This is a genomic window from Sanguibacter inulinus, assembly GCF_013415325.1.
Taxonomy (GTDB): domain Bacteria; phylum Actinomycetota; class Actinomycetes; order Actinomycetales; family Cellulomonadaceae; genus Sanguibacter; species Sanguibacter inulinus.
The window spans coordinates 22,565-47,543 of sequence record NZ_JACBYE010000034.1 but is presented as its reverse complement, the minus strand read 5'-3'; the positions used below and the strand labels follow the sequence as shown (position 1 = coordinate 47,543).

The following is a 24,979-nucleotide window of genomic DNA, read 5'->3' as shown; positions in this document are numbered from 1 at the left end:
CACCCGCAGACCCCCACGGACCCCAGGAGCCGAGCGTGAGCACCGAGAAGGCACAGGCCCCGGTAACCGCACCAGCCTCCGACGACCTGCGCGCCGTGCTCGGCCGTGTGCGGACCGAGGTCGCGAAGGGGGTCGTCGGCCAGGACGCCGCCGTGACGAGCCTGCTCATCGCACTGCTCTGCCGCGGCCACGTGCTGCTCGAGGGAGTTCCAGGCGTCGCGAAGACGCTGCTGGTCCGCACGCTCGCGGCGAGCCTCGCCCTCGACACCAAGCGTGTGCAGTTCACACCCGACCTCATGCCCGGCGACATCACCGGCTCGCTCGTCTACGACGCCCGGACGGCCGAGTTCAGCTTCCGTGAGGGGCCGGTCTTCACCAACCTGCTGCTCGCCGACGAGATCAACCGCACCCCTCCCAAGACCCAGGCCTCGCTGCTCGAGGCGATGGAAGAGCGCCAGGTGAGCGTCGACGGCGCGCCGCTGCCGCTGCCCGACCCCTTCCTGGTCATCGCGACGCAGAACCCCGTCGAGTACGAGGGCACCTACCCGCTGCCCGAGGCGCAGCTCGACAGGTTCTTGCTCAAGGTGCTGCTCCCGCTGCCCGAGCGCGACCAGGAGCTCGAGGTCCTCGCCCGGCACGCCGCCGGCTTCGACCCCCGCAACCTGGGTGCCGCGGGCGTCAGGTCCGTCGCGACCGCCGACGAGCTCGAGAGGGCGCGCCGCGAGGTCTCGCAGGTCCAGGTGTCGCCCGAGGTCCTGGGATACGTCGTCGACGTCTGCCGCGCGACGCGGTTCTCCCCCTCGCTGTCCCTCGGCGTCTCGCCCCGTGGCGCGACGGCCCTGCTCGCGACGTCGCGCGCCTGGGCCTGGCTCAACGGGCGCACCTTCGTCACCCCCGACGACGTCAAGGCGCTCGCCCACCCGACCCTGCGGCACAGGGTCCAGCTGCGCCCGGAGGCCGAGCTCGAGGGCGTCAGCGCCGAGACCGTCCTGTCGACGGTGCTCGCCTCTGTGCCCGTCCCGCGCTGACCCGTGGTCCTCACCTGGCGTGCCGTCGCCCTCACAGCGCTCGGGGTGGTCCCCGTGCTGCTCACAGGCAGCACGGGCACGGTCCTGCTCTGGGCCGTGGTGGTCGCCGCGCTCGTCGCCCTCGACGCAGGTCTCGCCGCATCCCCGCGCGAGGTGTCGGTCGAGCGGACGGTCCCACGGGCCGTGCGCCTCACCGAGCAGACACGGTCGACGCTGCTGCTGCGCAACGAGTCCCGGCGACGGTTCGTCGGCCTGGTCCGCGACGCGTGGCAGCCCTCGGCAGGAGCCGTGTCGAACCGGCACGTCCTCGACCTTCCCCGAGGTGAGCAGCGCCGCGTCGTGACCACCCTCGTGCCGACCCGGCGCGGGGACCGGCGGGCCGACAAGGTGACGCTGCGCTCGCTCGGACCGCTCGGCATCGCCGGACGGCAGGCGTCGGTCGTCGTCCCCGGTGTGCTGCGGGTGCTGCCCGAGTTCGCCTCCCGCCGTCACCTGCCGAGCCGTCTGGCCCGCCTGCGCGAGCTCGACGGGCAGGCCGCCGTGCAGATCCGGGGCGAGGGCACCGAGTTCGACTCGCTGCGCGAGTACGTCATCGGGGACGACGTCAGGTCGATCGACTGGCGTGCGTCTGCGCGCGGGCAAGAGATGGTCGTGCGGACGTGGCGTCCCGAGCGAGACCGACGGGTGCTCATCGTCCTCGACACAGCCCGCACCTCGGCGGCCCGGATCGGCGACCAGCCGAGGCTCGACGCGAGCATCGAGGCAGGTCTGCTGCTCGGGGCTCTCGCATCCCGCGCGGGTGACAGGGTCGAGATGGTCGCCTACGACCGCCAGCTGCGCGCCCGGGTCGCCGGAGCCGCAGGACCCCGGCTGCTGCCAGCCCTCGCCGACTCGATGGCACCGCTCGAGCCGAGCCTCGTCGAGACGGACTGGCCAGGGCTCGTGGGCCTGGTCCGCGAGCGCCTGTCGCAGAAGTCCCTCGTCGTGCTGCTCTCGACCCTCGAGCCCGCTGCGATCGAGACCGGTCTGCTGCCCGTGGTCGAGCAGCTGACAGCGCACCACACCGTGGTGCTCGCCTCGGTCGCCGACCCGGCGGTCGCCGCGCTGCGTGCCGGGCGGTCCACGGCCGCCGAGGTCTTCGACGCCGCGGCTGCCGAGCGCACCGAGCTCGAGCGTGCAGCAGCGACAATGGTCCTGGGCCGGCGCGGCGTCGACGTCGTGTCAGCCCTCCCCGACGAGCTCGCCCCGCGGCTCGCCGACACGTACCTCTCACTCAAGGCCGCAGGAAGGCTCTAGATGCGACTCTCACCCAACAGCTCCGAGGCGCGCGAGCGCCGCAACCGCCGCGTCGCGCTCGCGATCGTCGCGGCGCTCGTGCTGACGATCGCGGCACCGGCTCTGGCCCTCCTCCTCGGCTGAGCACCAGCGGCTGAGCTGCGCGGGCCGGTCCGCGGCTCGCCGGGACGGCCCTCCCGGCGGACGGCGACCCGGTGCGATCCGGTCGCCGACGGAGTGCGAGACGATCGAGGACCAGACGGGTCTCAGCCCGCGACCTGCTGGACGCTCCCGGCACGCTCTTCGTCGAGGTCCCCGGTCGCGCCCTGCGCGACAGCGCGTCGGCCGAGCACGAGCACGTAGACCCAGAACACCGCGAGGGCGAGCGCCCCGATGACGATCTTGAGCCACCAGACGAGCGACGACCCGGTGACGAAGCCCTCGACGAGGCCTGACAGCGCGAGGGTCGCCACGAGGCCCACGGCGACGGTGAACAGCGAGCGCCCTTCCTCGGCGACCGCGCGACCGCGGGGCCTCGGGCCGGGCGAGACGAGCGTCCAGAAGATCTTGAGACCCGCGGCGCCGGCGACGAGGATCGACGTGAGCTCGAGCAGGCCGTGCGGCGTGATGAGCTGGAGGAACATCCCGAGCTCGCCGTAGTGCGCCATCATGCCGCCGATGGCACCGACCATGACGAAGTTCTGCACGAGCATGTAGGCAGGCCAGATCCCGGTGATGCCGAAGGCGACGCACTGCGCGGCGATCCACGCGTTGTTGGTCCACACCACGGCGGCGAACCCTGCACCCGGGTCGTAGTACGAGGCGAAGGCGCTCTCGACATACTCCTCGCGGTAGCTCGGCGGCCCGACCGCGGCCAGACCCTGCGGCGTGGTCGCGACCCACACACCGGAGACGACGGCGAGCAGCAGGCAGGCGAGGGTGACAGCCACGACCCACCAGCGGAGCCTGTAGAACGCGGCGGGCAGCGACACGAGGACGAAGGTCTTGACGTCCCGCCACGCGGGCTCGTGCGCCCCGGCGATGGTCGTGCGCGCCCGGTTGAGCGTCTGGGACAGCTCGGAGACCAGGACGGGGTCCGGCGCTGAGGAGCGCAGCGTCGACAGGTGGGTGGCGACGGTCTGGTACAGACGGACGAGCTCGTCGGACTCCGCCCCGTCGAGGCGGCGGCGTCCGCTCAGCTGCTTGAGCCGCTCCCACTCGCCGCGGTGCACGTCGGAGAATGCGTCCAGGTCCACGGACGATACCCTGCCATAGAACTGTGCGGTGCGTCGCTCGACGTGCGCACCCCGACGGACCTGCAGGAGGACTCCGTGGACGACGGCATCGTCATCGGCGAGGGCGTGGTGCTCGACGCCCGTCCAGCGTCCTTCGCGACCCGGATGCTCGGCAGCGCGCTCGACATCGCCGTCCAGGGGGCGGTGCTGCTCGTCCTGCTGTGGCTCGCGACAGGGAGCGTCGCCGTCGGCGGCGAGGACATCGCGCCCGCGCTGCTCGTCTCCGTCCTCGTGCTCGTCATGGTCGTGGTCCCCACGACCGTCGAGACGCTGACCCGTGGCCGGTCCCTCGGCAAGCTGGCGACGGGCATCCGGGTGGTCCGCGACGACGGTGGGCCTGTGCGGGTGCGGCACGCGTTCATCCGGGCGCTCGTGGGCGTCGGGGAGCTGTGGCTCACCTTCGGGACCGTCGCGCTCGTCGCGTCCCTGACGAACACCAAGGGCAAGCGCATCGGCGACATGCTCGCCGGGACCTACGCGATCCGCATCCGCGGCGGGCGGTCGACCGTGGCTGCGGTCTACATGCCGCGGCCCCTCGCCGGCTGGGCGGCCTCCGCAGACATGCGCCGCCTCCCGGACGGCCTGGCCCTCGCGGTCCGGCAGTTCTTGGCCCGCGGGCAGAGGATGAACGAGACGTCGCGGGTCCGGATGGGGCAGGACCTCGCCGGGCGGGTCGAGAAGCTCGTCGCCCCCGGACCGCCGCCCGGGACCCCGCCCGAGACCTTCCTCATGGCCGTCCTCGCCGAGCGCCGCTCACGCGAGTGGGCCGCAGCCCAGCGTGCACGGTCTGTCGCTGCCGAGCAGGCCGAGACCGTCCGCACGCTCCCCTACGGGATCCCCGACCCGGCGCGCTGAGGGACCTCGGCGCGCAGCGCCCGGCTCTGTCGCTGCTGCGTCCCCTGCTGTCCCCTGCTGTGGTCGCCCTGTCCCCACCGTGTCCGCCGCTGTGCTCCCACGTCGTCCCCGCAGCGTCCCCACCGTGTCCCCGTCGCGATCATGCCGCGGCCAGGGCGACGACCGGGCGCGGTCGCCGCTGGCCGAGCTGCTCGACCCTCTCGAAGACGCGGACCAGCACGAGCAGCACCACCAGGCAGGCCGCGAACCACGCCGGCCGGGTGAGCCACCAGGACGAGGTCCACCCCTCGGGGAGGTCGACGTGCGCACCGACGGTCATGAGGCCGATCACCACGAACATCGCGGTGAGGTGCCAGAGGTAGACGGTCATGGACCGAGCCGACAGCCACGCGACAGCGTGGGCCACCCATGGGGTCTGGGCGAGCGCCACCAGCGGTCCCCTCAGCGCGACCGCGCCGAAGACCTGCACGAGGGTGAGCGCGACGAGGCACAGGGTGGGCGGCCCCATGTTGGAGAAGGTGTCGCCGGGCATGCCGACCATGCTCAGCGGGTAGGGCCCCACGGTGACCGCGACCACGAGGCCGACGAGCCCGGCTGCCGCGAGCGCCGCGCAGGCCCGGGACGACCAGGAGAGCCGCCCGTCGGCGTAGGCGAAGCCGAGCGTGTACGCGAAGGCCCACACGAGGAAGAGGTTGGCGAGCCCGACGTGGGGGACGTCGGCCCCGAAGCGCAGGGCGTCGACGCCCAGGGCGGCGGCACCGATCGCGGCGACCCCGACTACCCCGGTCTTGGCGTACCAGGCCAGCAACCCGTGCGAGGCGGCGAGCAGCACCACGTAGATGCCCAGGTACCAGAGCAGCTGCGGGGCGATGGTCGCCGCGACCTCGACGGCCCCCTCAGGCACCCCGAGGGCGGGCAGTGCTGCCCGCAGCACCAGCCAGGTCCCGGCGAAGACCGCGACGGGCGGGACCAGCCGCCGCAGCCGGACACCCATGAACTGCGACCATGGCGCAGGCCTGCGCCGCACCTGCCCGAAGGTCGCCGCCCCGGCGACGAAGAACATCAGCGGGATCACCTGGATCAGCCAGGTGACCACCCATCCCGGACCGCTGCCCAGGACGTTGACGACGCTCATCTCGGAGCCGTCCCACGCGACCTGCGGCATGAGCCAGTGGGCGATCACCACGGCCACGGTCCCCACGGCACGCAGGAGGTCGAGCAGCGGGTCGCGGGCCTGGCGGGCCAGCGGTCCTGCCTGCGCGCCAGTCCTCGTCGCAGGGGTGGGAATGGTGGAGCGTGTCGCGGTGGACGACGACGAGGCGCGCTGCGCTGGCGGGCCAGAGACGTGCGTGTCGGCCTTACTCAGGCGCACCTGGACGGTCGGCGCGGAGGGGGCGGGACGGGACATGTGGACGACCTCGAGAGCTGGGGGACTGTGCTCTTCGAGTCTTGTCGTCGCAGGTCACGGCGCCCATGGGACAGTCCTCCGACTCTGGTGGAGGCCGACCCACCCAGCGGGGTGAGGCCGTCCCACCCACCAGGGTCGGGTTCTCCCACCCCCGTCGCTGAGGGCCCGTCGTGCGGTCCGTCCCTCAGGCGTTGAGGCGGCGCAGCACGGCGAGGACACGGCGGTGGTCGCCGGCGTCGAGCGGGAGGTCGAGCTTGGTGAAGATCGACGAGACGTTCTTCTCGACGGCCCCGTAGGAGAGCACCAGACGCTCGGCGATCGCGGTGTTGGACCGCCCCTGGGCCATCAGCTCGAGGACCTCGTTCTCCCGCGGGGTCAGGCGGGTGAGGCCGTCGTCGGCCCGCGCGGCTCCCATGAGCTGCGTGACGACCTCGGGGTCGAGGACCGTGTGGCCGTCGGCGATGCGCTCGAGGGCGTCGATGAAGTCCGAGACGTCGGCGACACGGTCCTTGAGCAGGTAGCCGACACCGCGGGCGTCACCAGTGAGCAGCTGGGCGGCGAACCGGGTCTCGACGTACTGCGAGAACAGCAGCACACCCTGCTGCGGGTCGGCCGAGCGGATCGCGAGCGCAGCGTGCAGGCCCTCGTCGGTGAAGGTCGGGGGCATCCGGATGTCGATGATGACCACGTCGGGTGCGCGCTCGGGCTCGAGGTCGGCGAGGAGCGCGCGGAGCTGCTCGCCGTCGCCCGCCGCCCCGACGACCTCGTGGCCGCGCCGGGTGAGGAGCGCGACGAGGCCGTCGCGCAGGATGACGGAGTCTTCGGCGATGAGCAGACGCACGGGGCTGTCCTGTCGGTCGTGGTGCGGGTGGGTGGTACGGGGCCGGACGGACGTCCGGGTGGTGGACTGCTCAGACGTGCAGCGGCAGCACGACAGTGACGAGCGTAGGCCCACCGGGCGGGCTGGTGACGACGAAGGTCCCGTCGACCGAGCCGACCCGTTCGGACAGACCGGCGAGCCCGCTGTGGTGACCTTCGGCGTCGGGGACGAGGATCACCGCTCCGCCGACCCCGTCGTCACGGATCTCCAGGCGCAGAGCCCGGGCCCGGACGGCGACCCGCACGTGCAGGGCCGTGGCCTGGGCGTGCTTGATCGCGTTGGTGAGGAGCTCCGTCACACAGAAGTACGCGATGGTCTCGATCGCCTCGGCAGGCCGTGACGCCGGCGGGCCCGGGAGGTCGACGTCGAGCTGGACGGGCAGCGGGCTGCGCGCCGCCAGGGTCTCGAGGGCGACCCCGAGACCGTTGTCGAGGGCCGGCGGGTGGATCCCGCGGGACAGCTCTCGGAGCTCGACGAGCGTCTCCTTGGTCGAGACGTGCGCCGCAGCGATGAGATCAGTCAGCTCGCGCGAGGCCCCGCTGGCCGAGGCCTGCTCCTTCGCCTCGCCGAGCTGCATGGCGATCGCCACGAGCCTCGCCTGAGTGCCGTCGTGCAGGTTGCGCTCGATGCGGCGCAGCGTCGAGTCGGCGTCCTCGACAGCACGCCCGCGCGACTGCTCGAGGCTCGCGACACGCATGCTCGCCTCCGTGGGACCGAGCAGGCCCTCGGCGAGCATCCTGTGCAGGTGCGCCAGGCCGCGGACGATCGCCGCCCCGACGAAGAACAGCAGCAGGCCGGCGACAGCCATGACCACCTGGCGCGGGGTGGTGTCGACGAAGTAGTCGGGGAGCAGCTCGGCACCGCGGTGCAGGACACCTCGGGTGTCCGGGACGGCGGGGAGGAACCTGGACCAGTACCAGTGGGTCACGGCACCGAGCGGGACGGCGAGCCACACGACGGCGATCACGAGGGTGGCGATCGCGAGGGGCAGCTGGAGCACCATGAACGCGACGGCGCGCCAGCCGACGCCGTCGCAGACCATCGACCAGATCCCGGCCCAGAGACCCTTCTTGCGGCGGAACGGCCGCGGGTTGTTGATCTCGGCGCGCAGCATCCCGCGGGCCAGCCCGCGGTCGGCGGCTCCGAAGCCCCGCGCGCCCACGATCATCGCGCCGAGGATCCCGCCCCCGCCGACCACCGTCACGAGGAGCCCGGCGGTCAGCGCGAACATCACGACGACGTAGACGAAGCCGACGACCGACCACAGGGTGACCACGAACAGGTAGGCGAGCTCACGCCAGGTGCGAGCCCTGAAGGCACCGCTGAAGAACCCGACGCGCTCGAGGGGCTCAGGCTCCCGGGCGCGCCGCCAGGGGTAGGTCAGCGTCTCCATGCTCTCCATCGTCGTCACTGCCGGGCGCGCCGACCAGGGTGGCGTCCGCCGAGGTGCACGGGGGAGGTCCCCCGCGCGCCCCGACGGACGTGCCTCTCTCGCACGTCGCTCAGTACCTGTAGTGCTCTGCCTTGTAAGGGCCGTCTGCGTCGATGCCGAGGTAGCCGGCCTGCGCCGGGCTCAGCGTGGTGAGGCGGACACCGAGGGCGTCGAGGTGCAGGCGTGCGACCTTCTCGTCGAGGATCTTCGGCAGGCGGTGCACGGCCACGGGGTACGCCTCGTCGGTCCCGGCCTTGGTGTAGATCTCGATCTGGCCGATCACCTGGTTGGCGAAGGAGTTGCTCATGACGAAGGACGGGTGACCCGTCGCGTTGCCGAGGTTGAGCAGGCGCCCCTCGGACAGCACGATGATCGACCGACCGGCACGCTCCCCCGTCGTGAAGGTCCACTCGTGCACCTGCGGCTTGATCTCGGTGCGCGTGACACCGGGGACCTGGGCGAGACCGGCCATGTCGATCTCGTTGTCGAAGTGGCCGATGTTGCCGACGATCGCCTTGTTCTTCATCCGCGCCAGGTGGTCGGCCGTGATGACGTCCTTGTTGCCCGTCGTGGTGATGAAGAAGTCGGCCTCGTCGAGGACGTCTTCGATCGTGGCGACCTGGTAGCCGTCCATCGCGGCCTGCAGGGCGCAGATCGGGTCGATCTCGGAGACGATGACGCGCGTGCCCTGGCCGCGGAAGGCCTCCGCCGCGCCCTTGCCCACGTCGCCGTAGCCAGCCACGAAGGCGACCTTGCCACCCATGAGCACGTCGGTCGCGCGGTTGATGCCGTCCGGCAGGGAGTGGCGGATGCCGTACTTGTTGTCGAACTTGCTCTTGGTGACCGAGTCGTTGACGTTGATCGCCGGGAACAGCAGCTGACCGGACTCGGCGAGCTGGTAGAGCCTGTGGACGCCCGTCGTCGTCTCCTCGGTGACACCGAGGATGTTCTCGGCGATCGTGGTCCAGCGCAGCGGGTCGTCCTGCAGCACGCGGCGCAGGAGCGCGAGGACGACGTTGGTCTCCTCGGAGTGGTTGGGCTCCCCCGGGCGGGTGTCCGGCGGGACGGCGCCGGCACGCTCGTAGGCGAGACCGTCGTGCACCAGCAGCGAGGCGTCGCCGCCGTCGTCGAGGATCATGTTGGGACCTGCGTAGGGGGCGTCGACGCCCCCGACGGAGTCGCTCGGCCAGAGCAAGATCTGCTCCGTGCACTCCCAGTACTCCTCGAGGCTCTCGCCCTTCCACGCGAAGACCGGGACACCCTGCGGGTCCTCGACCGAGCCGTGAGGTCCGACGACCACGGCGGCGGCGGCCTCGTCCTGGGTCGAGAAGATGTTGCAGGACGCCCAGCGCACCTTCGCGCCGAGGGCTGTGAGCGTCTCGATGAGCACGGCAGTCTGGACCGTCATGTGGATCGACCCTGCGATGCGGGCACCCGCGAGCGGCTGGCTCTCGCCGTACTCGGCGCGCAGCGCCATCAGACCGGGCATCTCGTGCTCGGCGAGGCGGATCTGGTGCCGACCCGCCTCCGCGAGGGAGAGGTCGCGGACCTTGTACTGGCCGGGGGACTCGCTGAAGCTGTGCGTCGACATGATGCTCCGAGGTCTCGGTGTGAGGGTCGTCGCCAGACTACTCGGCGAGCACCCTCCCAGCAGGGTTGTCCACAGGTGCCCGGAGGGCTGCTGCTGCACCTCGCAGACCTCGCGAGCCGCCCGGGCTCGACAGTGCGGACAAGCGTCGCGAGATGACCGATCGTTGACCGGATCGCCTCTAGCGGGCAAGGCTTGGCAAACTTCAGCAGGCGTGAGCCACGCCACTGGATTCCTGTGACCCAGGCAACATCCGCTGATTTGCAGCGATTGAGTAGATCACAGACGGGTAACGATCGTGATCCGCGGCAGATCGCCGACGAGCCGCAGGTTTCCGGGTAAAGGAACGGTATCGCCACCCTCCGTTCACCGCTCGAGCATTAGCCACGACGGAGCGCATGGGGCATGGTGGAAAAGACCGATCAAGGACACGATCGGCCTGCGAGCGCCTTGAGCCGCCGCCGTCCGACGTGGAGTCATCCCGGACCGGTCGCGTGATCTCGGCGCTGTGGCGCGACGAGCTCGTCTCGACTGCGCCTTCGCCTCGACGCCCTTCCCGGCACCCTCCCAGGTGCCGTCCTGGTGCGCCGACGCAGGCCTCACCCTGCCGCCAAGCAACGGACGGCAGGACACGCGAACGGGGAGACAGTGACCGTAGGACCAGGAGTCACCACACAGCAGGACCCGCACCAGGCAGGACGCACGGACGCAGCGGCAGGACAGGCCGCGCCCAGCGACTCCGACCAGGGTGTGCAGGATTCGCTGCTGACCAAGACCACCGGCACGACCACCGGCACCGAGGGCACGCCCGCGGTGCAGGTCGAGAACGTCTACAAGATCTTCGGCCGCCGCTCCGGCGAGGCCGCACGCAAGCTCAAGGCCGGCGCGAGCCGCGCCGACGTCGCCTCGCTCGGCACCGCCGCGGTGATCGACGCGAGCTTCGAGGTCGCCAAGGGCGAGATCTTCGTCGTCATGGGCCTCTCGGGCTCGGGCAAGTCCACGCTGATCCGCATGCTCAACGGTCTGTGGAAGCCGACGTCGGGGACTGTGCGCCTCGGCGGGCAGGACATCAACGCCGTCGGCGCCAAGAAGCTCCGTGACATCCGCCAGAAGAGCGTGAGCATGGTGTTCCAGCACTTCGCGCTGTTGCCGCACCGCACCGTGCTCGACAACGCCGCGTACCCGCTCGAGATCCAGGGCGTCGACAAGGCCAGCCGCCTCGAGCGTGCCCGCACGGCCCTCGACCTCGTGGGCCTGACCGACTGGGCCGACAAGCTGCCCTCACAGCTCTCGGGCGGCATGCGCCAGCGTGTGGGCCTGGCCCGTGCCCTGGCCGCCGACACCGACGTGCTGCTCATGGACGAGGCCTTCTCGGCCCTCGACCCGCTGATCCGCCGCGAGATGCAGGAGCAGCTCGTCGAGCTCCAGAGCAAGCTCGGCAAGACCATCATCTTCATCACGCACGACCTCAATGAGGCCATGTTCCTCGGCGACCGCATCGCCGTCATGCGCGACGGCCGGATCGTGCAGATCGGGTCCTCCGAGGAGATCCTCTCCGACCCGGCCAACGACTACGTCGCGCAGTTCGTCGCCGACGTCGACCGCACCCGCGTGCTCACGGCCTCCTCGCTCATGCACCGCCCGCGTGCCGTCGTCCCGATGTCCGCGGGTCCCCGCGGGGCCTCCCGCACGATGCGCGAGGCGCAGGTCTCCGCCGCGTACGTCGTCGACCGCTCGCGCACGCTGCGCGGTGTCGTCTACGACGCCGAGGTGGTCGACGCCCTGCGCGCCGGTGTCACCTCGCTCGAGGGCCTCGTCCGCGACGACCTCACCGCTGTCACCGAGGACACCTCGCTCGCCGAGGTCTTCGCCCCGGCAGCCGAGTCGCCGCTCCCCGTGCCCGTCACCGACGCGGCGGGACGCCTCGTGGGCGTCATCCCGCGCGTGGTGCTGCTCGAGGCCATGGTGCCTCAGCACCTCGAGGAGACGACCGACGAGACCAGCACCCAGGGCAGCGCGGACGACGACACCGTCGCCTCCGCCGCGGTCGAGCAGGCACCGACGAGCGCCGGGGCCGCTGACGCGGTCGCCGCAGCGCCCGTGCCCGCCGACCCGTCCGAGCAGACGACAGGAGAACGCCCGTGATCACCGCCGCAGAGACCCAGTCGGGTCTCCCCCGCATCCCCTTCGGCGACTGGGTGGACACGGCAGTCTCGTGGATCACCTCGACCTTCGCCTGGCTCTTCGACCTCGTCAAGGACGTCGTCGTCTGGTGCTACGACCAGATCGACCTCGTGCTCAGCGCGCCACCGTTCTGGGTCATCGCCCTCGTGCTCGCCGCCCTCGCCTTCTGGGCCAAGGGCTGGAGGCTGGGGCTCGGTGCCCTCGTCGGCTTCGCGGTCATCGACGTGATGGACCAGTGGAGCAACGCGATGGACACCCTCGCGCTCGTCATCCTGGCGAGCGTGATCGCCCTGGTGATCGGCATCCCGCTGGGTATCTGGGCCGCGCGCAACGACGCGGTCTCGCGCGTGCTGCGCCCGGTGCTCGACTTCATGCAGACCATGCCGGCCTTCGTGTACCTCATCCCGACGGTCATCATCTTCCGCGTCGGCGTGGTCCCCGGCATCATCGCGACGGTGATCTTCGCGCTCGCACCGGGCGTCCGCTTCACCGAGCTGGGCATCCGTCAGGTCGACCGTGAGGTCGTCGAGGCCGGGCATGCCTTCGGTGCGACCGAGGGCCGCATCATGCGCCAGATCCAGCTGCCCCTCGCGCTGCCGACCATCATGGCCGGGATCAACCAGGTCATCATGCTCGCGCTGTCGATGGTGGTCATCTCCGGCATGGTCGGGGCCGCCGGTCTCGGTGGCGACGTCGTCGCCGCTCTCAACCGCGTCAACATCTCGCTCGGCTTCGAGGCCGGTCTCTCCGTGGTCATCCTCGCGATGTTCCTCGACCGCATCACCTCGGCCCTCGCCGACCGCGCCCCCGTGGCCAAGGCCCTCAAGGCCGCCGCGGTCTGACACACCCGTCCGCGGCTCCGGGGCTGTCGTCACCGACGACCTCGGCGCTGCGTCTGCACCACCTACCAACCCCGCGGCAGCGGCCACCAGGGCTGCTGCCTCCAGGAAGGAACCATGTTCAACCGCTCTACGCACCGCACAGCACTCGTCGCCGGCTCGCTGGCCGTCGCCCTCGGCCTCGCCGCCTGCTCCTCTGACAGCGACGCCTCCGACGCCCCGCGTCTGGACAACGGAGACCTCGAGACCATCTCGATCGGTGTCCACACAGGCTGGGACGAGGGCATCGCCGTCTCGCACCTGTTCAAGGTCATGCTCGAGGACGAGGGTTACACCGTCGACACGACCGAGGCCGAGGCCGGCGTCGTCTACACCGGGCTCACCGGTGGCGACTTCGACGTGAACTTCGACATGTGGCTGCCGAACACGCATGAGGACTACCTGAAGCAGTACGGCGACAAGATGGAGATGCTGGGCGTCTGGTACGACGACGCGAAGCTCACCATCGCCGTCAACGAGGACTCCCCCATCACCTCGCTCGACGAGCTCGCCGCGCAGGCCGACACCGTGGGCAACCGCATCGTCGGCATCGAGTCGGGCGCTGGCCTGACCCGCGTGACGCAGGACGACGTGATCCCGGGCTACGGCCTCGAGGACATGGAGTTCATCGTCTCGTCCACCCCCGCGATGCTCGCCGAGCTCAAGGGCGCGACCGACGCGGGCGAAGACATCGCCGTGACGCTGTGGCGTCCGCACTGGGCCTACGACGCGTACCCCGTCCGCGACCTCGAGGACCCGAAGGGCCTGCTCGGTGAGGCCGAGGAGATCAACTCGGTCGGCCGCGAGGACTTCGCCAAGGACTACCCGACCGCAGCATCGTGGATCGGCGCCTTCAAGCTGACCGACGAGCAGCTGTTCTCGCTCGAGAACATCATGTTCAACGAGAACAACGGCTCTGACCCGGACGCCTCCGCCAAGGAGTGGCTCGAGCAGAACCCGACCTTCGTCGACGACCTCAAGGCCGCAGCCGATGCCTGAGCACCACCTGACGGACAGGTGCGCTGAGCACCCGTCCTGAACGCACGAGGCCGGTCTCCCCTGGTGGGGAGACCGGCCTCGTGCGTTCTCTCGTGCGGTCTGGCACCCAGGTCGTCCTCCGTGCAGCGAGGTCGTACAGGCACGCCAGATCAGGCCGCCCGAGGCGATCTTCCGGCGTGTCCGTACGACCTCGCGGGACACCATGCGACCTCGTGGGCGTCAGTGCGACCTCGCGGTCCTCCGCGGGGTTGAACCGGGACCGAGTCAGCGGAGGCTGCTCAGAGAGCTGTCAGGGAGCCGTAGCCCCGCGCAGCGTGCCGGCGGCGTCGCGGAGGTCGGGCTCGAGGTAGATGCGCATCGTCAGGCCCGGGACCGCTGCACGCACGCGTGACTCGGCCTCGTCGATCGCGTCGGCGACCTCGCTCGCGCTCTCGGTCGTGTCGACCTCGATCTTCGCGGCGACCAGCAGCTCTTCAGGGCCGAGGTGGAGCGTCTTGAGGTGGATCACCGACGGCACGCCAGGTCCCACGAGCGCTTTCTCGATCGCCGCGACGGCGTCCTTCGACGCGGACTCCCCGAGCAGGAGCGACTTGGTCTCGAGGGCGAGCACCACGGCGATGAGAACGAGCAGCACTCCGATGCACGCGGTCCCAGCTGCGTCGTAGCGACCGTCACCTGTCGCCAGGGTCATCCCGACACCACCGAGGGCGAGCACGAGCCCGACGAGCGCACCGAAGTCCTCGAGCAGGACGACGGGGAGCTCGGGGGCCTTCGCGGTGCGGATGAACTGGCTCCACGTCTGCTTGCCACGCACGAGGTTCGACTCGTGGACAGCGGTCCGGAAGGAGAACCCCTCCATGCCGATCGCGGCGACCAGCACGACGACGGGCACCCAGTGCCAGGAGTCGATCCCGTGGGGGTCGGAGAACTTGTGGTATGCCTCGTAGAGGGCGAAGAGCCCACCGAGGCTGAACAGCACGATCGAGACGATGAAGGCGTAGATGTACCGCTCGCGCCCGTAGCCGAAGGGGTGCTGGGCGTCGGCCTCGCGGCGCGCACGCTTGCCACCGACGAGCAGCAACGCCTGGTTGCCCGAGTCTGCGAGCGAGTGGACCGACTCCGCGAGCATCGAGGAGGAGTGCGTCAGCAGGTACGCGACGAACTTCGTGACCGCGATACCGAGGTTCGCGGCCAGAGCCGCGACGATCGCCTTGGAACCACCGTGTGCTGACATCGTGCCTCATCGTCCTGGTACGACGCGCGGGGCCATCGTCTTGGGCCGTCTCACGCGGCAGCGCCGTGCTGCGGCGTCAAACCTACTCTGCCGCTGACAGGTCGACGACCTGAGCGCAGGAGTGTGTCAGTCCGCGAGCCTGCGCAGCGCCCCGCCCTTGTGTGCGGCGTGCGCACCGGTCTTCTCCGACTCGACGACGAAGGCGGGCTCGTCCTGCGAAGCGGTGAACTTCTGCCCGGCCAGCTGGAAGTCGGCGGTCTTGCGCTCGACGACCTTCCCCTGGGTCCGCCCCTGAGGGGTTCCCCACGACACCCGGTCTCCGACCTTCAACGGCTCGGCCATGTGCTCGTCCCCTCGCTGGTCCTCGTCGATCCGCGCCGGCGCGTCGCGTCGGTCTCGGACCAGTCGACCACGACGGCCGCCGACCTGCAGCGCGGGGGCCGACGTCCACCCCCGCGCAGCGTCGTCAGACCAGCGCCTCGGACGCCTCCCAGAGCCGCGCGGCGAGGTCCGCGTCGAGCGAGAGCGGGTTGACGTTCTTCGCGATCTCCTTCGACTCGTAGTAGGCCCCGGGGGTGAAGGTGACGCCCGGTGTCCCCTCCGCGAGCCAGACGAGCTCGTCGGCAGCCTTGTCGGGCTTGATGGTGAAGAGGCGCTTGAGCGGCGTGTGGTAGAGGAACCGCATGAGGTGCGTCGTGTCGCTCGCGAAGCTCGTCGCGACGACGCCCGGGTGGAAGGCCACGGCCGAGATCCCCTGGTCGCCGTAGCGTCTCTGCAGCTCGGAGGTGAAGAGGATGTTCGCGAGCTTGCCGTTGCCGTAGGCCGCCTGCGGGGAGTACGCATGCTCGCCCTGCAGGTCGCCGATGTCGAACTTCGCGAAGACACGGGCCGCGATGCTCGCGGTCTGGATCACGGTGGCCCTGCCTGCGACGAGCGAGGGCAGGAGCAGCTGCGTCAGCAGGAAGGGCGCGAGGTGGTTCACCTGGAAGGTCTTCTCGTACCCGTCGACGGTCGTCTGACGGGCCCCCATGATCCCGCCGGCGTTGTTGGCGAGCACCTCGATCTGCGGGTACGCCTCCAGCAGGTCGCCGGCCAGCCGGCGGACCTGGGAGAGGTCGGCGAAGTCGGCGAGGTGGTGGTCGGCGCCGATCTCGTCGGCGACGGCGCGGGTGCGCTCGGGCGAGCGGCCCACGACGACCACCCGCTCCCCCGAGGCGGCGAGCCGGCGCGCCGCAGCGGCACCGATCCCGTCGCTGGCACCGGTGACGACGATGGTCTTCGGCACGGCCTAGAGCCTGCGCGCGTCGTCGACGAGCAGCACCGGGATGCCCTCGCGGACCGGGTAGGCGAGCGGCTCGTGCTCGGCCGTCGAGTGGAGCTCGGGCGAGCCGTCAGGGCCGACGCCGTCGACGAGGGTCGCCCCGCTCACCGGGCAGCGCAAGATCTCGCGCACCCACGGGTCGATCGGGAAGGGGCTCCCCGTGCCTGCCGCCTGCGCGCCGGGCTGCTGCGTGCTCATGCCGTCACCTCGTCCGTCTCGTCCTGCTGTGCGGTCGTCGTCGAGCCTGCGGAGTCTGCCGCGCGGACGAGCGAGAGCACGTCGTCGCGGACCTTCTCCATGATGTCTTCGTCCTCGGCCTCGACGTTGAGGCGCAGCAGCGGCTCGGTGTTCGAGGCACGCAGGCTGAACCACCAGCGGGGACGCTCGTCCCAGTGCGTGACCGTGAGGCCGTCGAGCTCGTCGACCGTGACAGGCCCGGCGCCCTCCTCGGTGACGTAGGCCTGGACGACGCGCTCCCGCGCCGCCGCGACGTCGTCGACCGAGGAGTTGATCTCCCCGCTGGCCGAGTACGGCTCGTAGGCGAGGGCGAGGTCGGAGAGCGGGTGGGGCTGCTCGCCGAGCGCCGCGAGGACGTGCAGGGCGGCGAGCATGCCGGTGTCGGCGAAGAAGAAGTCGCGGAAGTAGTAGTGGGCGCTGTGCTCACCGCCGAAGACCGCGTCGTGCTCGGCCATCTTCGCCTTGATGAAGGAGTGTCCCACGCGGGTGCGCACCACGGTCGCACCGGCGGCGGAGAGCACGTCCGGTACGGCCCGCGACGTGATGAGGTTGTGGATCACCGTGGGGGTGCGCCCTTCCGCGAGCTCGCGGGCGACCTCGCGCAGCCCGACGAGCGAGGTGATCGCCGAGGGGCTCACGGCCTGCCCCTGCTCGTCGACCACGAAGCACCTGTCAGCGTCGCCGTCGAAGGCGAGACCGAGGTCCGCGCCGTGCTCGACCACGGCGGCCTGGAGGTCGACGAGGTTCTTCGGGTCGAGGGGGTTCGCCTCGTGGTTCGGGAAGGTCCCGTCGAGCTCGAAGTACAGCGGCACGATCTCGAGCGGGAGGGCCGGCAACCCGGCAGCGGTCTCGAGGACCGCCGGGACCGTGTAGCCGCCCATGCCGTTGCCGGCGTCGACCACGACCTTGAGCGGGCGGATGCCCGAGATGTCGACGAGCCCGCGCAAGAACGCCGCGTAGTCGCCGAGGGTCGAGCGCTCGCTCGTCTGGCCGAGCTCGGTCGCCGGGCCGGGCAGGCCGTAGCGGAGGTACTGCTCGGCGAGGGCCTTGATCTCGGCGAGACCGGAGTCCTGACCGACCGGTCGCGCGCCCGCACGGCACAGCTTGATGCCGTTGTAGCGGGCCGGGTTGTGGCTGGCTGTGAACATCGCCCCCGGGACGCCGAGCACACCGGAGGCGTGGTACAGACCGTCGGTCGAGCACAGACCGATCTGCACGACGTCGACCCCTGCGGCCACGAGACCGCGCGAGAAGGCCTCGACGAGCTCAGGACCAGAGTCGCGCATGTCGTGACCGACGGCGACCGTCGGACGGCGGCGCGTGCCCGTGGCAGCCGCAGTGCCCAGGACGGGCTCGCTCGGTGTCGCGTCAGCCGCGTCGCCCGCGTCGGGGATCACGACGACTGTCGCGAAGGCCGCGCCGATGGCCTCGGCCACCGCCGGGCTGAAGGGCTCGGGCACCACACCGCGCACGTCGTAGGACTTGATGAGGTCCGAGAGGTCGACCGGAGCCGGGCCGTCAGACGCGAGAGTGGAGTCACGGGGTTCCATGAGCACCAATCCTACGTGTCGCTCCCCAGCACGGAGTCCCTGTCGAGGGGGCGGCCGTCGGCGGCTGCGTACCAGCCCGTGCGCTCGCAGTCGTGGCAGGAGAGGAACACCGCGGGGACCCCTGAGCCGCTGACCGACAGGCGGGTGAGCGACGAGGAGGCGCAGCCGGGGCACGAGGCCGGCCCGGGCGCGGCTGTGCGCGGCTGGCTCAGTGAGCCGAGCGGGACGTCTGGCGCCGGAGCCTTGCGGCGCCGCCGCGGCGCGGCCGCACCACCGGTGTCAACCACGGCTGGTCAGCCTTCGCCGCGCAGGATGCGCAGGTGCCCGCGTCGCGCGACCTCGCCCGTCTGGACGGGCTCAGGGTCGGCCAGGTGCTTGGGCCGGCCGGCCTCACGGACAGCCTCGGCGAGGGCGACGAGGTCGTCGGGGGTCGGACCCTGGTCGACGTAGGCGGGCGCGAGGCGCACGACCTCCCAGCCGCGCGGCGCCGTCAGACGCTCCGAGTGCGTCTCGCAGAGGTCGTAGCTGTGGGGCTCCGCCATGTGCGCGAGCGGCCCGAGGACGGCCGTCGAGTCCGAGTACACATAGGTGAGCGTCGCCACTGCGGGTCGCGCGCAGGCGGTTCGGGAGCATTGGCGTACGGAGATCACACCGCAGACGGTACCTCCCACCACCGCTGCGCCATGCGTCCCACGCCGGACGTGACGGCCCTGACACCGTCGAGGGGGCCACCTTCACCCGCTCGGACGGACGGCGTCGCCGAGGACCGACCTCCGCTCCGGGGCGCCGCGCGGACGTCGCCACCCGCGGGTCGGTCCGCAGGTTGCCTGCCCGCCTGTCCGCCTGACGGCGCGGGCGGACCCGAGGGCTAGGCTGGGCAGCATGCGTGATCTCGTCCCGTCCGACCCGACCGTCCGGGGCAGCCGTCGCGACCGTCGCGGTCGTGGCATGCGCGGCCCTCTCCTGCCGATGTCTGTCCCGGCGCACCGCACCCGCGCCGAGCGCTTCGACGAGCACGTGCTCGCCACGGTCCAGCGCCTCGAGGCGTCGTGGGGCCGAGAGCTCACCGGGACCGAGTTCGCCGTCGAGGACGTCCCGCCCTCCGACCCGGCGCCGTGGGAGCACGGCGGCGTGCCGATGGGCCGCTACTTCCCGGCCGAGTCCGGGCAGCCCGGACGCATCCTCGTGTACAGGCGCCCCGTCGAGTCACGGGCAGTCGACGCGGCCGACCTCGCCGACCTGGTGCGCGACGTGGTCGTCGAGCAGGTCGCGCACATGCTGGCCCGCAGCCCTGAGGAGATCGACCCGCACTTCCGCGAGCCCGGCTGAGCCGTGGACAGCACGGCGGGGGCCGCGCGGGCGAGACCGAGCACAGACGAACCGGGACGCGCATGCGTCCAGGCCCGGCTACTCGCGCGGCAGCCCGACGGTCGGTGAGCGCCGCACGACGATCGCGTCCTGCGCCGCGCTCGGGACCGTCGGCAGCAGGGTGCTGATCGCCCCTGTCACGCCGCTCGCCCGGGCGGTGAGGACCCAGGCCGCCACGGTCGAGGCCTGCGGGTCGGGCACGAAGCGGACGGCTCCGATCTCCGTGTCGTCGTCGCCCCGCGCTGCCGAGCTCTCGACGAGGTCGGCGAGGTCGACCGTCGTGGTCTGCCCGACGGCGAGCTCGACGTCCTGGTCGACGATCAGGCCTCCGTCGGTCCCGTAGACCTCGAGGGTGCCCAGCGTCGACGGTTCCCACGACGTCGGGTCGCCAGCTGTCGCGTCGGCGGTCGGCTCTTCTGTCGCGTCGTCACCAGCAGCGTCGTCAGCGGCATCGGCGGCGGACTCCTCGTCGTAGACGATCGGGACCTGGTCGGCGAGCTCGGTGCTGCCGTCGACCTCAGAAGGCAGCGCGACGAGCGACACCGTCCCCTGCGTCCCGTCGGGCAGCACGACGCTGCTCGGGCTCGTCGCGCTGCCGCGCTGCGAGGCGATCCAGGTCCGGTCGACCGGTGTGCCGAGCAACGGCTCGTCGCGGTCGGCCTTCCCGGTCTGGGTCGTCACGGCACCGGCGACGACGGGTGCGTCGGACTGCACGACGACGGAATAGGTCCCTGCCGGCAGGCCGGACAGGCTCACGTCGGTCACGGTCCCGGCGACGAGGTCGGCGGTCTGCGCGCCGCGCAGGACACGCTGCCCGTCGGCACCCAAGACGATGATCGTCGCCGTGGCGTCGCCCTCGGGTGCGAGCAGGCGGACCGAGGCCACGTCGTCGTCGCCGATCTCGGAGGCCTCGACGGTCAGCCCGGCGAGGGTCTGCGCCGTGGCCGGGGCCTCCCCCGCGACCACGAGGTCGACACCGCGGGCGGTCAGACCGTCCAGGACGGAGTGCTGGAGCGTCGCGGTGACGAGGGCCCCCGTCGAGCTGGCCCGGACGACGATGCCACGCTGCTGGGCGGCGAGGCCCTCGACGAGCGTCGAGACCTGCTCGCCCGGGGGCACGAGATAGGTGGTGGGTCCAGCGGGGTCGATCGGCCCTGACGGTCCCCAGAGCTCAAGGGTCACGGTCGCCGGGGTGCGGCTCGGGTTCGCGAGGGTGAGACGGCTGCTCGACCCGAGCTCGGTGCCTCCCCCGACGAGCCACTGGTCCACCCCGGGCGCGGCGCAGCTGGCCGCGGCGAGGCCGCGGAGGTCACCCGAGGTGGTGAGCGAGGACGCGCTCGCCGAGGTGTCGGACCCGTCGCCGGCTGACGTCGTCGAGCGCACGGCCTCCGCGCTGCCGCTCTGCTCGAGGAGCGCGTAGGCGCTCGGGTCGGCGCCCTGGACCGTCCGCTCGGGCCCCGCCGCGCTGCCTGTCGAGAGCGGGCTGAGCACGGAGGTGGTGGCGGAGCCGAAGGCCGCGACCTGGAGGGTCGAGGCGGTCGCGACAGGCGTCGAGCCGAACTCGCTGTCACCTGTCGTGCCAGGGTCGGCGAGGGTCACGGGAGCCGGGCAGACGAGCGTGGCCGTGCGTGCCTCGACCGCGACCTGCTCGCCCGCAGGGACGTCGAGGGCACCGGCGGACCAGAGGTCGTCGCCGAAGGCGGCGAGGGAGCCCGTGACCGCGACGACCGCGAGGCTCGCGACCACGGCCCGCGTGGCGGACCTGCGGCGCAGGCGGCGCTCGGGTGTGGTGCGCGGGCTCATCGGGCCCCTCCTCGACGACGACGGACCGGCAGGGCGAGCAGCACGAAGACCACGAGCACGGTGCCCTGCAGGATCAACCACGGTGCACGGCTGGCTCGCTCGTACTCGACCACGAGATGACCGCCGGCAGCGCCGAGCTCGAAGGCAGGCTGCTCGTCGCCGACCGACCGCAGCGGCTGCCCGTCGAGCGTCGCACGCCACCCCGGCGCGTAGTTCTCGGCCAGCACGACCACCCGCCCCGCAGCACCGGCAGGCACCTCGACGTCGACGCGCAGCGGCTCTGCGGCCAGGACACCTGACGGCACGAGGGTCCCGCTCTCGTCCGGGCTGTAGACGTCGGCCCACCCGGGCTGGAGCGCGGTCTCGGCCGAGCCGTCGGGTGCGACCCGCCAGATCGTGCCCGACTCGTTCTCGGTGATCCGCTCGAGACCGGCGACGGTGTCGATGCGGCTGACGAGCTCGGCCCTGGCGAGGTCAGGGGACGGCGGCACGAGGACAGCGCCGATCCCCGCCTCGCCGAGGACCGCGACCTGGTCGCCGTCGAGCCCTGCAGACAGCTGGGCGACAGGCTCGGCGAGGCTGTCGGGACGGTTCGTCAGACGGGCGACGTCGACGACCACCGAGGAGTCGACGAGCTGGGGTCCGTCGTCGTGGAGCAGCTGGTAGTGGACCGAGCCGTCGGCGCCGACCTCGAGGGCGAGCACCCGGGCCTGGCGACCGGAGTCCTGCATCTGCTGACCGACGGCCGGCACGATCGCCCGGTCGAGCGACTGCACGAGCACCGGGCTGTCGTCGCTGCGGGCCTGGACGGTCCATGCCGTCAGCCCCGCGAGCGGGACGGCAGCCAACACTGTCGCGAGCGCGCCGACGGCCACCTGCCGCCAGCCGAAGGTGTGACTCACAGCCTTCTCGCTGAGACCGTCGAGCCCGAGGAGGGCAGCGGCGAGCAGACCCAGGGTCATGAGCGAGAGCCCTGCGCCGGGCCATCCCGTCACGGCGCCGTCGACCCCTGCGGCGACGACTGTCGCACCGGAGACGAGTGCTGTCGCCAGACCGAGGGCTGCGACAGCCCAGCCGGCACGAGCGGCAGCGCCGCGTCCGCCCGAGCGGAGCAGACCGACGAGCGCAGCGAGCAGGAGCAGCCCGCCGAGCAGCCCCGGTGCGTACCGCCAGATCTCGGCCCACACGCCGTCTGCGACGAACCACGGACGAGCAGGACCAGGGAAGCCGAGCAGCTGCTGCCACGCGACGGGTGCCTGCGACGGTGTCGCGAGACCGGGGTCGCCGAGCAGGATGCGCCAGCCGCCGCTGTCCCAGGTCACCACGGCCCGGACCACGAGGGGCCCGAGGACCGCGAGGGCGGGCACGGGGACGAGCAGCAGCGGACGACGGTGCCGCGGTGCGGCAGCGGCGACGACGACCAGGGCCACGAGGATCGGCAGCATGAGCACAGGGGCTCCAGCGACGACCACCGCGCAGAGCAGGGCTGCGGCGCCGAGGGCCGCGAGAGAACCGCGGACCGGCGTGCGTGGTCCCGCAGAGGACGCCGGGCGGGGCGCGGCGTCGACGGGCGCGGCGTCGAGGCCCGTGCCAGCGCCGTCGTAGAGGTCGTCGGGGTCGTCGACAGTCACCGTGAGCGCGTCGGTCGACCGGCCGGCCGGGTGGGTACCGACAGGCTTGTCAGCCGCGGTCTTCTCGACCGCACCAGCGGTCTCGCTCGCCTCAGCCGTCCCGCCAGCCTCAGCCGCCTCCTTCGCCTCAGCCGTCTCGGAGACGGCCGCAGCAGCCGCACGCGCGGCGAGTCGCTCGCGCTCCCGGTCCTGGAAGCGCTGGTCTGCGCGGGCCTGCGACCGCATGCGCAGCCGGCCCCACACGTCGGTGCGCTGGAGCCCGAGGGCTCGGACGAGAGCGAGGGCGAACCACGGGAGCGCGGCATGGGCGAGGATCGCACCGAGGCGCCCCTGCCCGACCGCCGCGAGCAGCGTCGGGGCGGCGACCCACACCAGGACCGCCCAGGACCGCAGGCTCAGCGACCGGGTCACGACGCCGGCCGCGAACCAGGCTCCGAGGCCCGACAGCACGAGCCCGGCGACGACGAGCAGGTTGACCGCGAGCTGGAGGTCGCCACCCGTGAGCGCGGTGACCGGGGCGATGGCTGTGAGCAGCGGGTCGGCCGGCGCGGAGGCACCGAGGCCGTCACGGACCCAACCGCCGGAGATCGCCTGCCACAGGTCGGACCAGCCGCCGCGAGCCGGGAGCAGGGCGCCGCCGACGACGCGCCCCGTGCTGGTGAGGGTCGAGACCGCGGGTCCGAGGGCGACGACGGTCACGACGCAGAGCAGCAGCACCAGGCCGAGCAGCGTGAGCCGACGCCGCCTGCCGGTCTGCCGGATCTCGGCGCGGTCGAGGTCGTCGTTCCTGTGGAGCGCCTTGCGCCGGGCACGCGCGGCGAGCCTGCGGTCCTGGTGAGAGGTGATGACGTCACGGGTCGTGGCCAGCAGCGGGGCCAGGCGTCGGCGCGGCACCGAGCTGGTGCGGGCCGCGACAGTCCGCGCCCTGATGGTCCGCGGGGTCCGGCCGACGAGCCACAGCGGCGCCCAGATCTCTTCGAGCGCCTGGCCGGGCTGCTTGACGGCGATCCTGTAGAGCGCGCGGACCGGACCGGCGACCACGGCGAGGACGAGGAAGAACGGCAGCACGACGACGGGCAGCGTCGAGGCGAGGAAGAACAGCTGGGACCGCAGGCGCGGCCCGAAGGACGGGTCCCCCGAGACGAGGCTGTCGGAGGCGCCTGCCGCGTCGGTGCGGGTACCGGCCGCGGTGCGGGTGCGCTCCCCTGTGAGGGAAGCCCTGGCGTGGTGCACGACCGCCGTCGGCACCACGATCACGCGGTGACCGGCGCGGCGGGCGCGGTAGCAGAGGTCGAGGCTGTCGCCGAAGACGCCGTAGGTGGGGTCCGTCCCCCGGAGCTCGAGCCACACCGAGCGGCGCACGAGCGCACCCGTGAGGCCGACCGCGAGGACGTCGTCGCGGGAGTCGTGCTGGCCCTGCTCGAGCTCGCCGTCTTCGACGCCTGTCATGCGGCGACCGCTGCGGGAGACCGTGTAGCCGACCTCGAGCAGCTCCTCTGGGGCGTCCCAGCGGACCTGCTTGGACCCGGCCACGGCGACGTTGCTCGTGTGCTCGAGGGCGCGCAGCAGGTGGTCGAGCGACCTGCGCTCGGGGGCGGAGTCGTCGTGGAACAGCCAGAGCCACGTGCTGTCGACGGCGGGGAGGTCGGCGAGCACCGCAGAGACGGCGGTCCCGAAGGAGCGAGCCCCGGGGACCCTGTGCACGACCACCTGGTCGGCGAGGTCGGGGGCGACCTGTGCGCTCGAGTCCTCGGAGGTGTCGGCAACGACGACCCGCGACGGAGCACGGTCGACAGCCAGCACGGCGCGGAGGGAGGCGTCGAGATAGGGCGTGGTGCCACGGGTGACGAGGATCGCGGTCACGACCCCGGCGGGGGTGCGCTCCGCGGTCGGGTCCGCCGTGGGGAGAGGGCTCGGAGTTGTCATACCGTCGTCCATAGTGCCTCAACCGCCCGCAGACCGGCGGCGGCGAGCACGGCGCGGCGCGAGTCTGGGTGCTGCCTGTGGGGCGCC

Annotated in this window: 22 protein-coding genes; 8 read left to right on the top strand and 14 right to left on the bottom strand. The window is 71.9% G+C overall.

The annotated features are described in order from the left end of the window. The first annotated feature begins 35 nt into the window (after positions 1–35). Genes HZZ10_RS13225 through HZZ10_RS19580 form a run of 3 tightly spaced genes read left to right on the top strand, consistent with a single transcriptional unit; the run spans position 36 to position 2,447 of the window. On the top strand, positions 36–1,028 hold the full coding sequence (locus HZZ10_RS13225) for an AAA family ATPase (RefSeq protein ID WP_179913859.1): 993 nt from the start codon (positions 36–38) through the stop codon (positions 1,026–1,028). Positions 1,029–1,031: 3 nt separating this feature from the next. Continuing rightward, positions 1,032–2,324 carry a DUF58 domain-containing protein gene (locus HZZ10_RS13220; RefSeq protein ID WP_179913858.1) on the top strand — a complete coding sequence of 431 codons (1,293 nt, stop codon included), beginning with the start codon at positions 1,032–1,034 and terminating at the stop codon, positions 2,322–2,324. Next, positions 2,325–2,447 carry a hypothetical protein gene (locus HZZ10_RS19580; RefSeq protein ID WP_257152708.1) on the top strand — a complete coding sequence of 41 codons (123 nt, stop codon included), beginning with the start codon at positions 2,325–2,327 and terminating at the stop codon, positions 2,445–2,447. 122 nt (positions 2,448–2,569) lie between these two features. On the opposite strand, the gene HZZ10_RS13215 is transcribed toward HZZ10_RS19580, so the two are convergent. Continuing rightward, the gene (locus tag HZZ10_RS13215) at positions 2,570–3,559 is read right to left on the bottom strand and encodes a stage II sporulation protein M (protein WP_179913857.1); all 990 of its coding nucleotides are present in this window, start codon (positions 3,557–3,559) and stop codon (positions 2,570–2,572) included. 75 nt (positions 3,560–3,634) lie between these two features. Here HZZ10_RS13215 and HZZ10_RS13210 point away from each other — a divergent pair, with 75 nt between their 5' ends. Next, positions 3,635–4,453 carry an RDD family protein gene (locus HZZ10_RS13210; protein ID WP_179913856.1) on the top strand — a complete coding sequence of 273 codons (819 nt, stop codon included), beginning with the start codon at positions 3,635–3,637 and terminating at the stop codon, positions 4,451–4,453. 139 nt (positions 4,454–4,592) lie between these two features. Here the strand turns inward: HZZ10_RS13210 and HZZ10_RS13205 are convergent, their stop codons facing one another. The 4 genes from HZZ10_RS13205 to ahcY all read right to left on the bottom strand — a co-directional run bounded on the left by HZZ10_RS13205 (position 4,593) and on the right by ahcY (position 9,764). Continuing rightward, complete coding sequence (locus HZZ10_RS13205; RefSeq protein WP_179913855.1) at positions 4,593–5,861, bottom strand: acyltransferase family protein; 1,269 nt, start codon at positions 5,859–5,861, stop codon at positions 4,593–4,595. Between the two features lie 184 nt (positions 5,862–6,045). After that, a complete protein-coding gene (locus tag HZZ10_RS13200) occupies positions 6,046–6,702 on the bottom strand; it encodes a response regulator transcription factor (protein WP_056136836.1) in 657 nt (218 codons plus the stop codon). Positions 6,703–6,772: 70 nt separating this feature from the next. Continuing rightward, complete coding sequence (locus HZZ10_RS13195) at positions 6,773–8,134, bottom strand: sensor histidine kinase (protein ID WP_228087553.1); 1,362 nt, start codon at positions 8,132–8,134, stop codon at positions 6,773–6,775. Between the two features lie 109 nt (positions 8,135–8,243). Next, positions 8,244–9,764, bottom strand: a complete 1,521-nt coding sequence (gene ahcY, locus HZZ10_RS13190) for an adenosylhomocysteinase (protein WP_179913853.1) — start codon at positions 9,762–9,764, stop codon at positions 8,244–8,246. Between the two features lie 810 nt (positions 9,765–10,574). Here ahcY and HZZ10_RS13185 point away from each other — a divergent pair. The 3 genes from HZZ10_RS13185 (at position 10,575) to HZZ10_RS13175 (ending at position 13,822) form a co-directional block, all read left to right on the top strand. After that, on the top strand, positions 10,575–11,906 hold the full coding sequence (locus HZZ10_RS13185; RefSeq protein WP_179913863.1) for a quaternary amine ABC transporter ATP-binding protein: 1,332 nt from the start codon (positions 10,575–10,577) through the stop codon (positions 11,904–11,906). Continuing rightward, a complete protein-coding gene (locus HZZ10_RS13180) occupies positions 11,903–12,787 on the top strand; it encodes an ABC transporter permease (RefSeq protein WP_056136832.1) in 885 nt (294 codons plus the stop codon). Before HZZ10_RS13185 ends, HZZ10_RS13180 begins: the two co-directional genes overlap by 4 nt. A 114-nt stretch (positions 12,788–12,901) precedes the next feature. Next, positions 12,902–13,822, top strand: a complete 921-nt coding sequence (locus HZZ10_RS13175; protein WP_179913852.1) for a glycine betaine ABC transporter substrate-binding protein — start codon at positions 12,902–12,904, stop codon at positions 13,820–13,822. A gap of 289 nt (positions 13,823–14,111) precedes the next feature. Here HZZ10_RS13175 and HZZ10_RS13170 read toward each other — a convergent pair whose 3' ends face one another. The 7 genes from HZZ10_RS13170 to HZZ10_RS13140 all read right to left on the bottom strand — a co-directional run bounded on the left by HZZ10_RS13170 (position 14,112) and on the right by HZZ10_RS13140 (position 18,814). After that, positions 14,112–15,056 carry a cation diffusion facilitator family transporter gene (locus HZZ10_RS13170; RefSeq protein WP_179913851.1) on the bottom strand — a complete coding sequence of 315 codons (945 nt, stop codon included), beginning with the start codon at positions 15,054–15,056 and terminating at the stop codon, positions 14,112–14,114. Between the two features lie 126 nt (positions 15,057–15,182). Continuing rightward, positions 15,183–15,398 carry a hypervirulence associated TUDOR domain-containing protein gene (locus HZZ10_RS13165; protein ID WP_056137147.1) on the bottom strand — a complete coding sequence of 72 codons (216 nt, stop codon included), beginning with the start codon at positions 15,396–15,398 and terminating at the stop codon, positions 15,183–15,185. A 124-nt stretch (positions 15,399–15,522) separates the two neighbouring features. Next, entirely contained in the window at positions 15,523–16,341 is an 819-nt protein-coding gene (locus HZZ10_RS13160) for an SDR family NAD(P)-dependent oxidoreductase (protein WP_179913850.1), read from the bottom strand. Positions 16,342–16,344: 3 nt separating this feature from the next. Beyond that, positions 16,345–16,575, bottom strand: coding sequence for a Trm112 family protein (locus HZZ10_RS13155; RefSeq protein WP_056136823.1), 231 nt, complete (start codon positions 16,573–16,575; stop codon positions 16,345–16,347). Continuing rightward, on the bottom strand, positions 16,572–18,164 hold the full coding sequence (locus HZZ10_RS13150; protein WP_179913849.1) for a phosphomannomutase/phosphoglucomutase: 1,593 nt from the start codon (positions 18,162–18,164) through the stop codon (positions 16,572–16,574). The genes HZZ10_RS13155 and HZZ10_RS13150 overlap by 4 nt, the downstream gene beginning before the upstream one ends. Before the next feature lie 11 nt (positions 18,165–18,175). Further along, the gene (locus tag HZZ10_RS13145) at positions 18,176–18,451 is read right to left on the bottom strand and encodes a hypothetical protein (RefSeq protein ID WP_179913848.1); all 276 of its coding nucleotides are present in this window, start codon (positions 18,449–18,451) and stop codon (positions 18,176–18,178) included. Positions 18,452–18,457: 6 nt separating this feature from the next. Continuing rightward, positions 18,458–18,814 carry a DUF3499 domain-containing protein gene (locus HZZ10_RS13140; RefSeq protein ID WP_056136819.1) on the bottom strand — a complete coding sequence of 119 codons (357 nt, stop codon included), beginning with the start codon at positions 18,812–18,814 and terminating at the stop codon, positions 18,458–18,460. A gap of 232 nt (positions 18,815–19,046) precedes the next feature. On the opposite strand from HZZ10_RS13140, the gene HZZ10_RS13135 reads away from it, so the two are divergent. Then, on the top strand, positions 19,047–19,493 hold the full coding sequence (locus HZZ10_RS13135; RefSeq protein ID WP_228087551.1) for a metallopeptidase family protein: 447 nt from the start codon (positions 19,047–19,049) through the stop codon (positions 19,491–19,493). 78 nt (positions 19,494–19,571) lie between these two features. On the opposite strand, the gene HZZ10_RS13130 is transcribed toward HZZ10_RS13135, so the two are convergent. Both HZZ10_RS13130 and HZZ10_RS13125 read right to left on the bottom strand, forming a co-directional pair. Then, the gene (locus HZZ10_RS13130) at positions 19,572–21,335 is read right to left on the bottom strand and encodes a DUF5719 family protein (RefSeq protein ID WP_179913847.1); all 1,764 of its coding nucleotides are present in this window, start codon (positions 21,333–21,335) and stop codon (positions 19,572–19,574) included. Then, a complete protein-coding gene (locus tag HZZ10_RS13125; protein WP_179913846.1) occupies positions 21,332–24,892 on the bottom strand; it encodes a glycosyltransferase family 2 protein in 3,561 nt (1,186 codons plus the stop codon). Before HZZ10_RS13125 ends, HZZ10_RS13130 begins: the two co-directional genes overlap by 4 nt. Positions 24,893–24,979: the final 87 nt, after the last annotated feature.

Excerpts from the sequence above, each read along its gene's own strand:
- HZZ10_RS13150 (WP_179913849.1), bottom strand. The coding sequence starts at position 18,164 with ATGGAACCCCGTGACTCCACTCTCGCGTCTGACGGCCCGGCTCCGGTC.
- HZZ10_RS13125 (WP_179913846.1), bottom strand. The coding sequence starts at position 24,892 with ATGACAACTCCGAGCCCTCTCCCCACGGCGGACCCGACCGCGGAGCGC.
- ahcY (WP_179913853.1), bottom strand. The coding sequence starts at position 9,764 with ATGTCGACGCACAGCTTCAGCGAGTCCCCCGGCCAGTACAAGGTCCGC.
- HZZ10_RS13165 (WP_056137147.1), bottom strand. The coding sequence starts at position 15,398 with ATGGCCGAGCCGTTGAAGGTCGGAGACCGGGTGTCGTGGGGAACCCCT.
- HZZ10_RS13195 (WP_228087553.1), bottom strand. The coding sequence starts at position 8,134 with ATGGAGACGCTGACCTACCCCTGGCGGCGCGCCCGGGAGCCTGAGCCC.
- HZZ10_RS13135 (WP_228087551.1), top strand. The coding sequence starts at position 19,047 with ATGCGTGATCTCGTCCCGTCCGACCCGACCGTCCGGGGCAGCCGTCGC.
- HZZ10_RS13170 (WP_179913851.1), bottom strand. The coding sequence starts at position 15,056 with ATGTCAGCACACGGTGGTTCCAAGGCGATCGTCGCGGCTCTGGCCGCG.
- HZZ10_RS19580 (WP_257152708.1), top strand. The coding sequence starts at position 2,325 with ATGCGACTCTCACCCAACAGCTCCGAGGCGCGCGAGCGCCGCAACCGC.
- HZZ10_RS13175 (WP_179913852.1), top strand. The coding sequence starts at position 12,902 with ATGTTCAACCGCTCTACGCACCGCACAGCACTCGTCGCCGGCTCGCTG.
- HZZ10_RS13130 (WP_179913847.1), bottom strand. The coding sequence starts at position 21,335 with ATGAGCCCGCGCACCACACCCGAGCGCCGCCTGCGCCGCAGGTCCGCC.
- HZZ10_RS13155 (WP_056136823.1), bottom strand. The coding sequence starts at position 16,575 with ATGAGCACGCAGCAGCCCGGCGCGCAGGCGGCAGGCACGGGGAGCCCC.
- HZZ10_RS13205 (WP_179913855.1), bottom strand. The coding sequence starts at position 5,861 with ATGTCCCGTCCCGCCCCCTCCGCGCCGACCGTCCAGGTGCGCCTGAGT.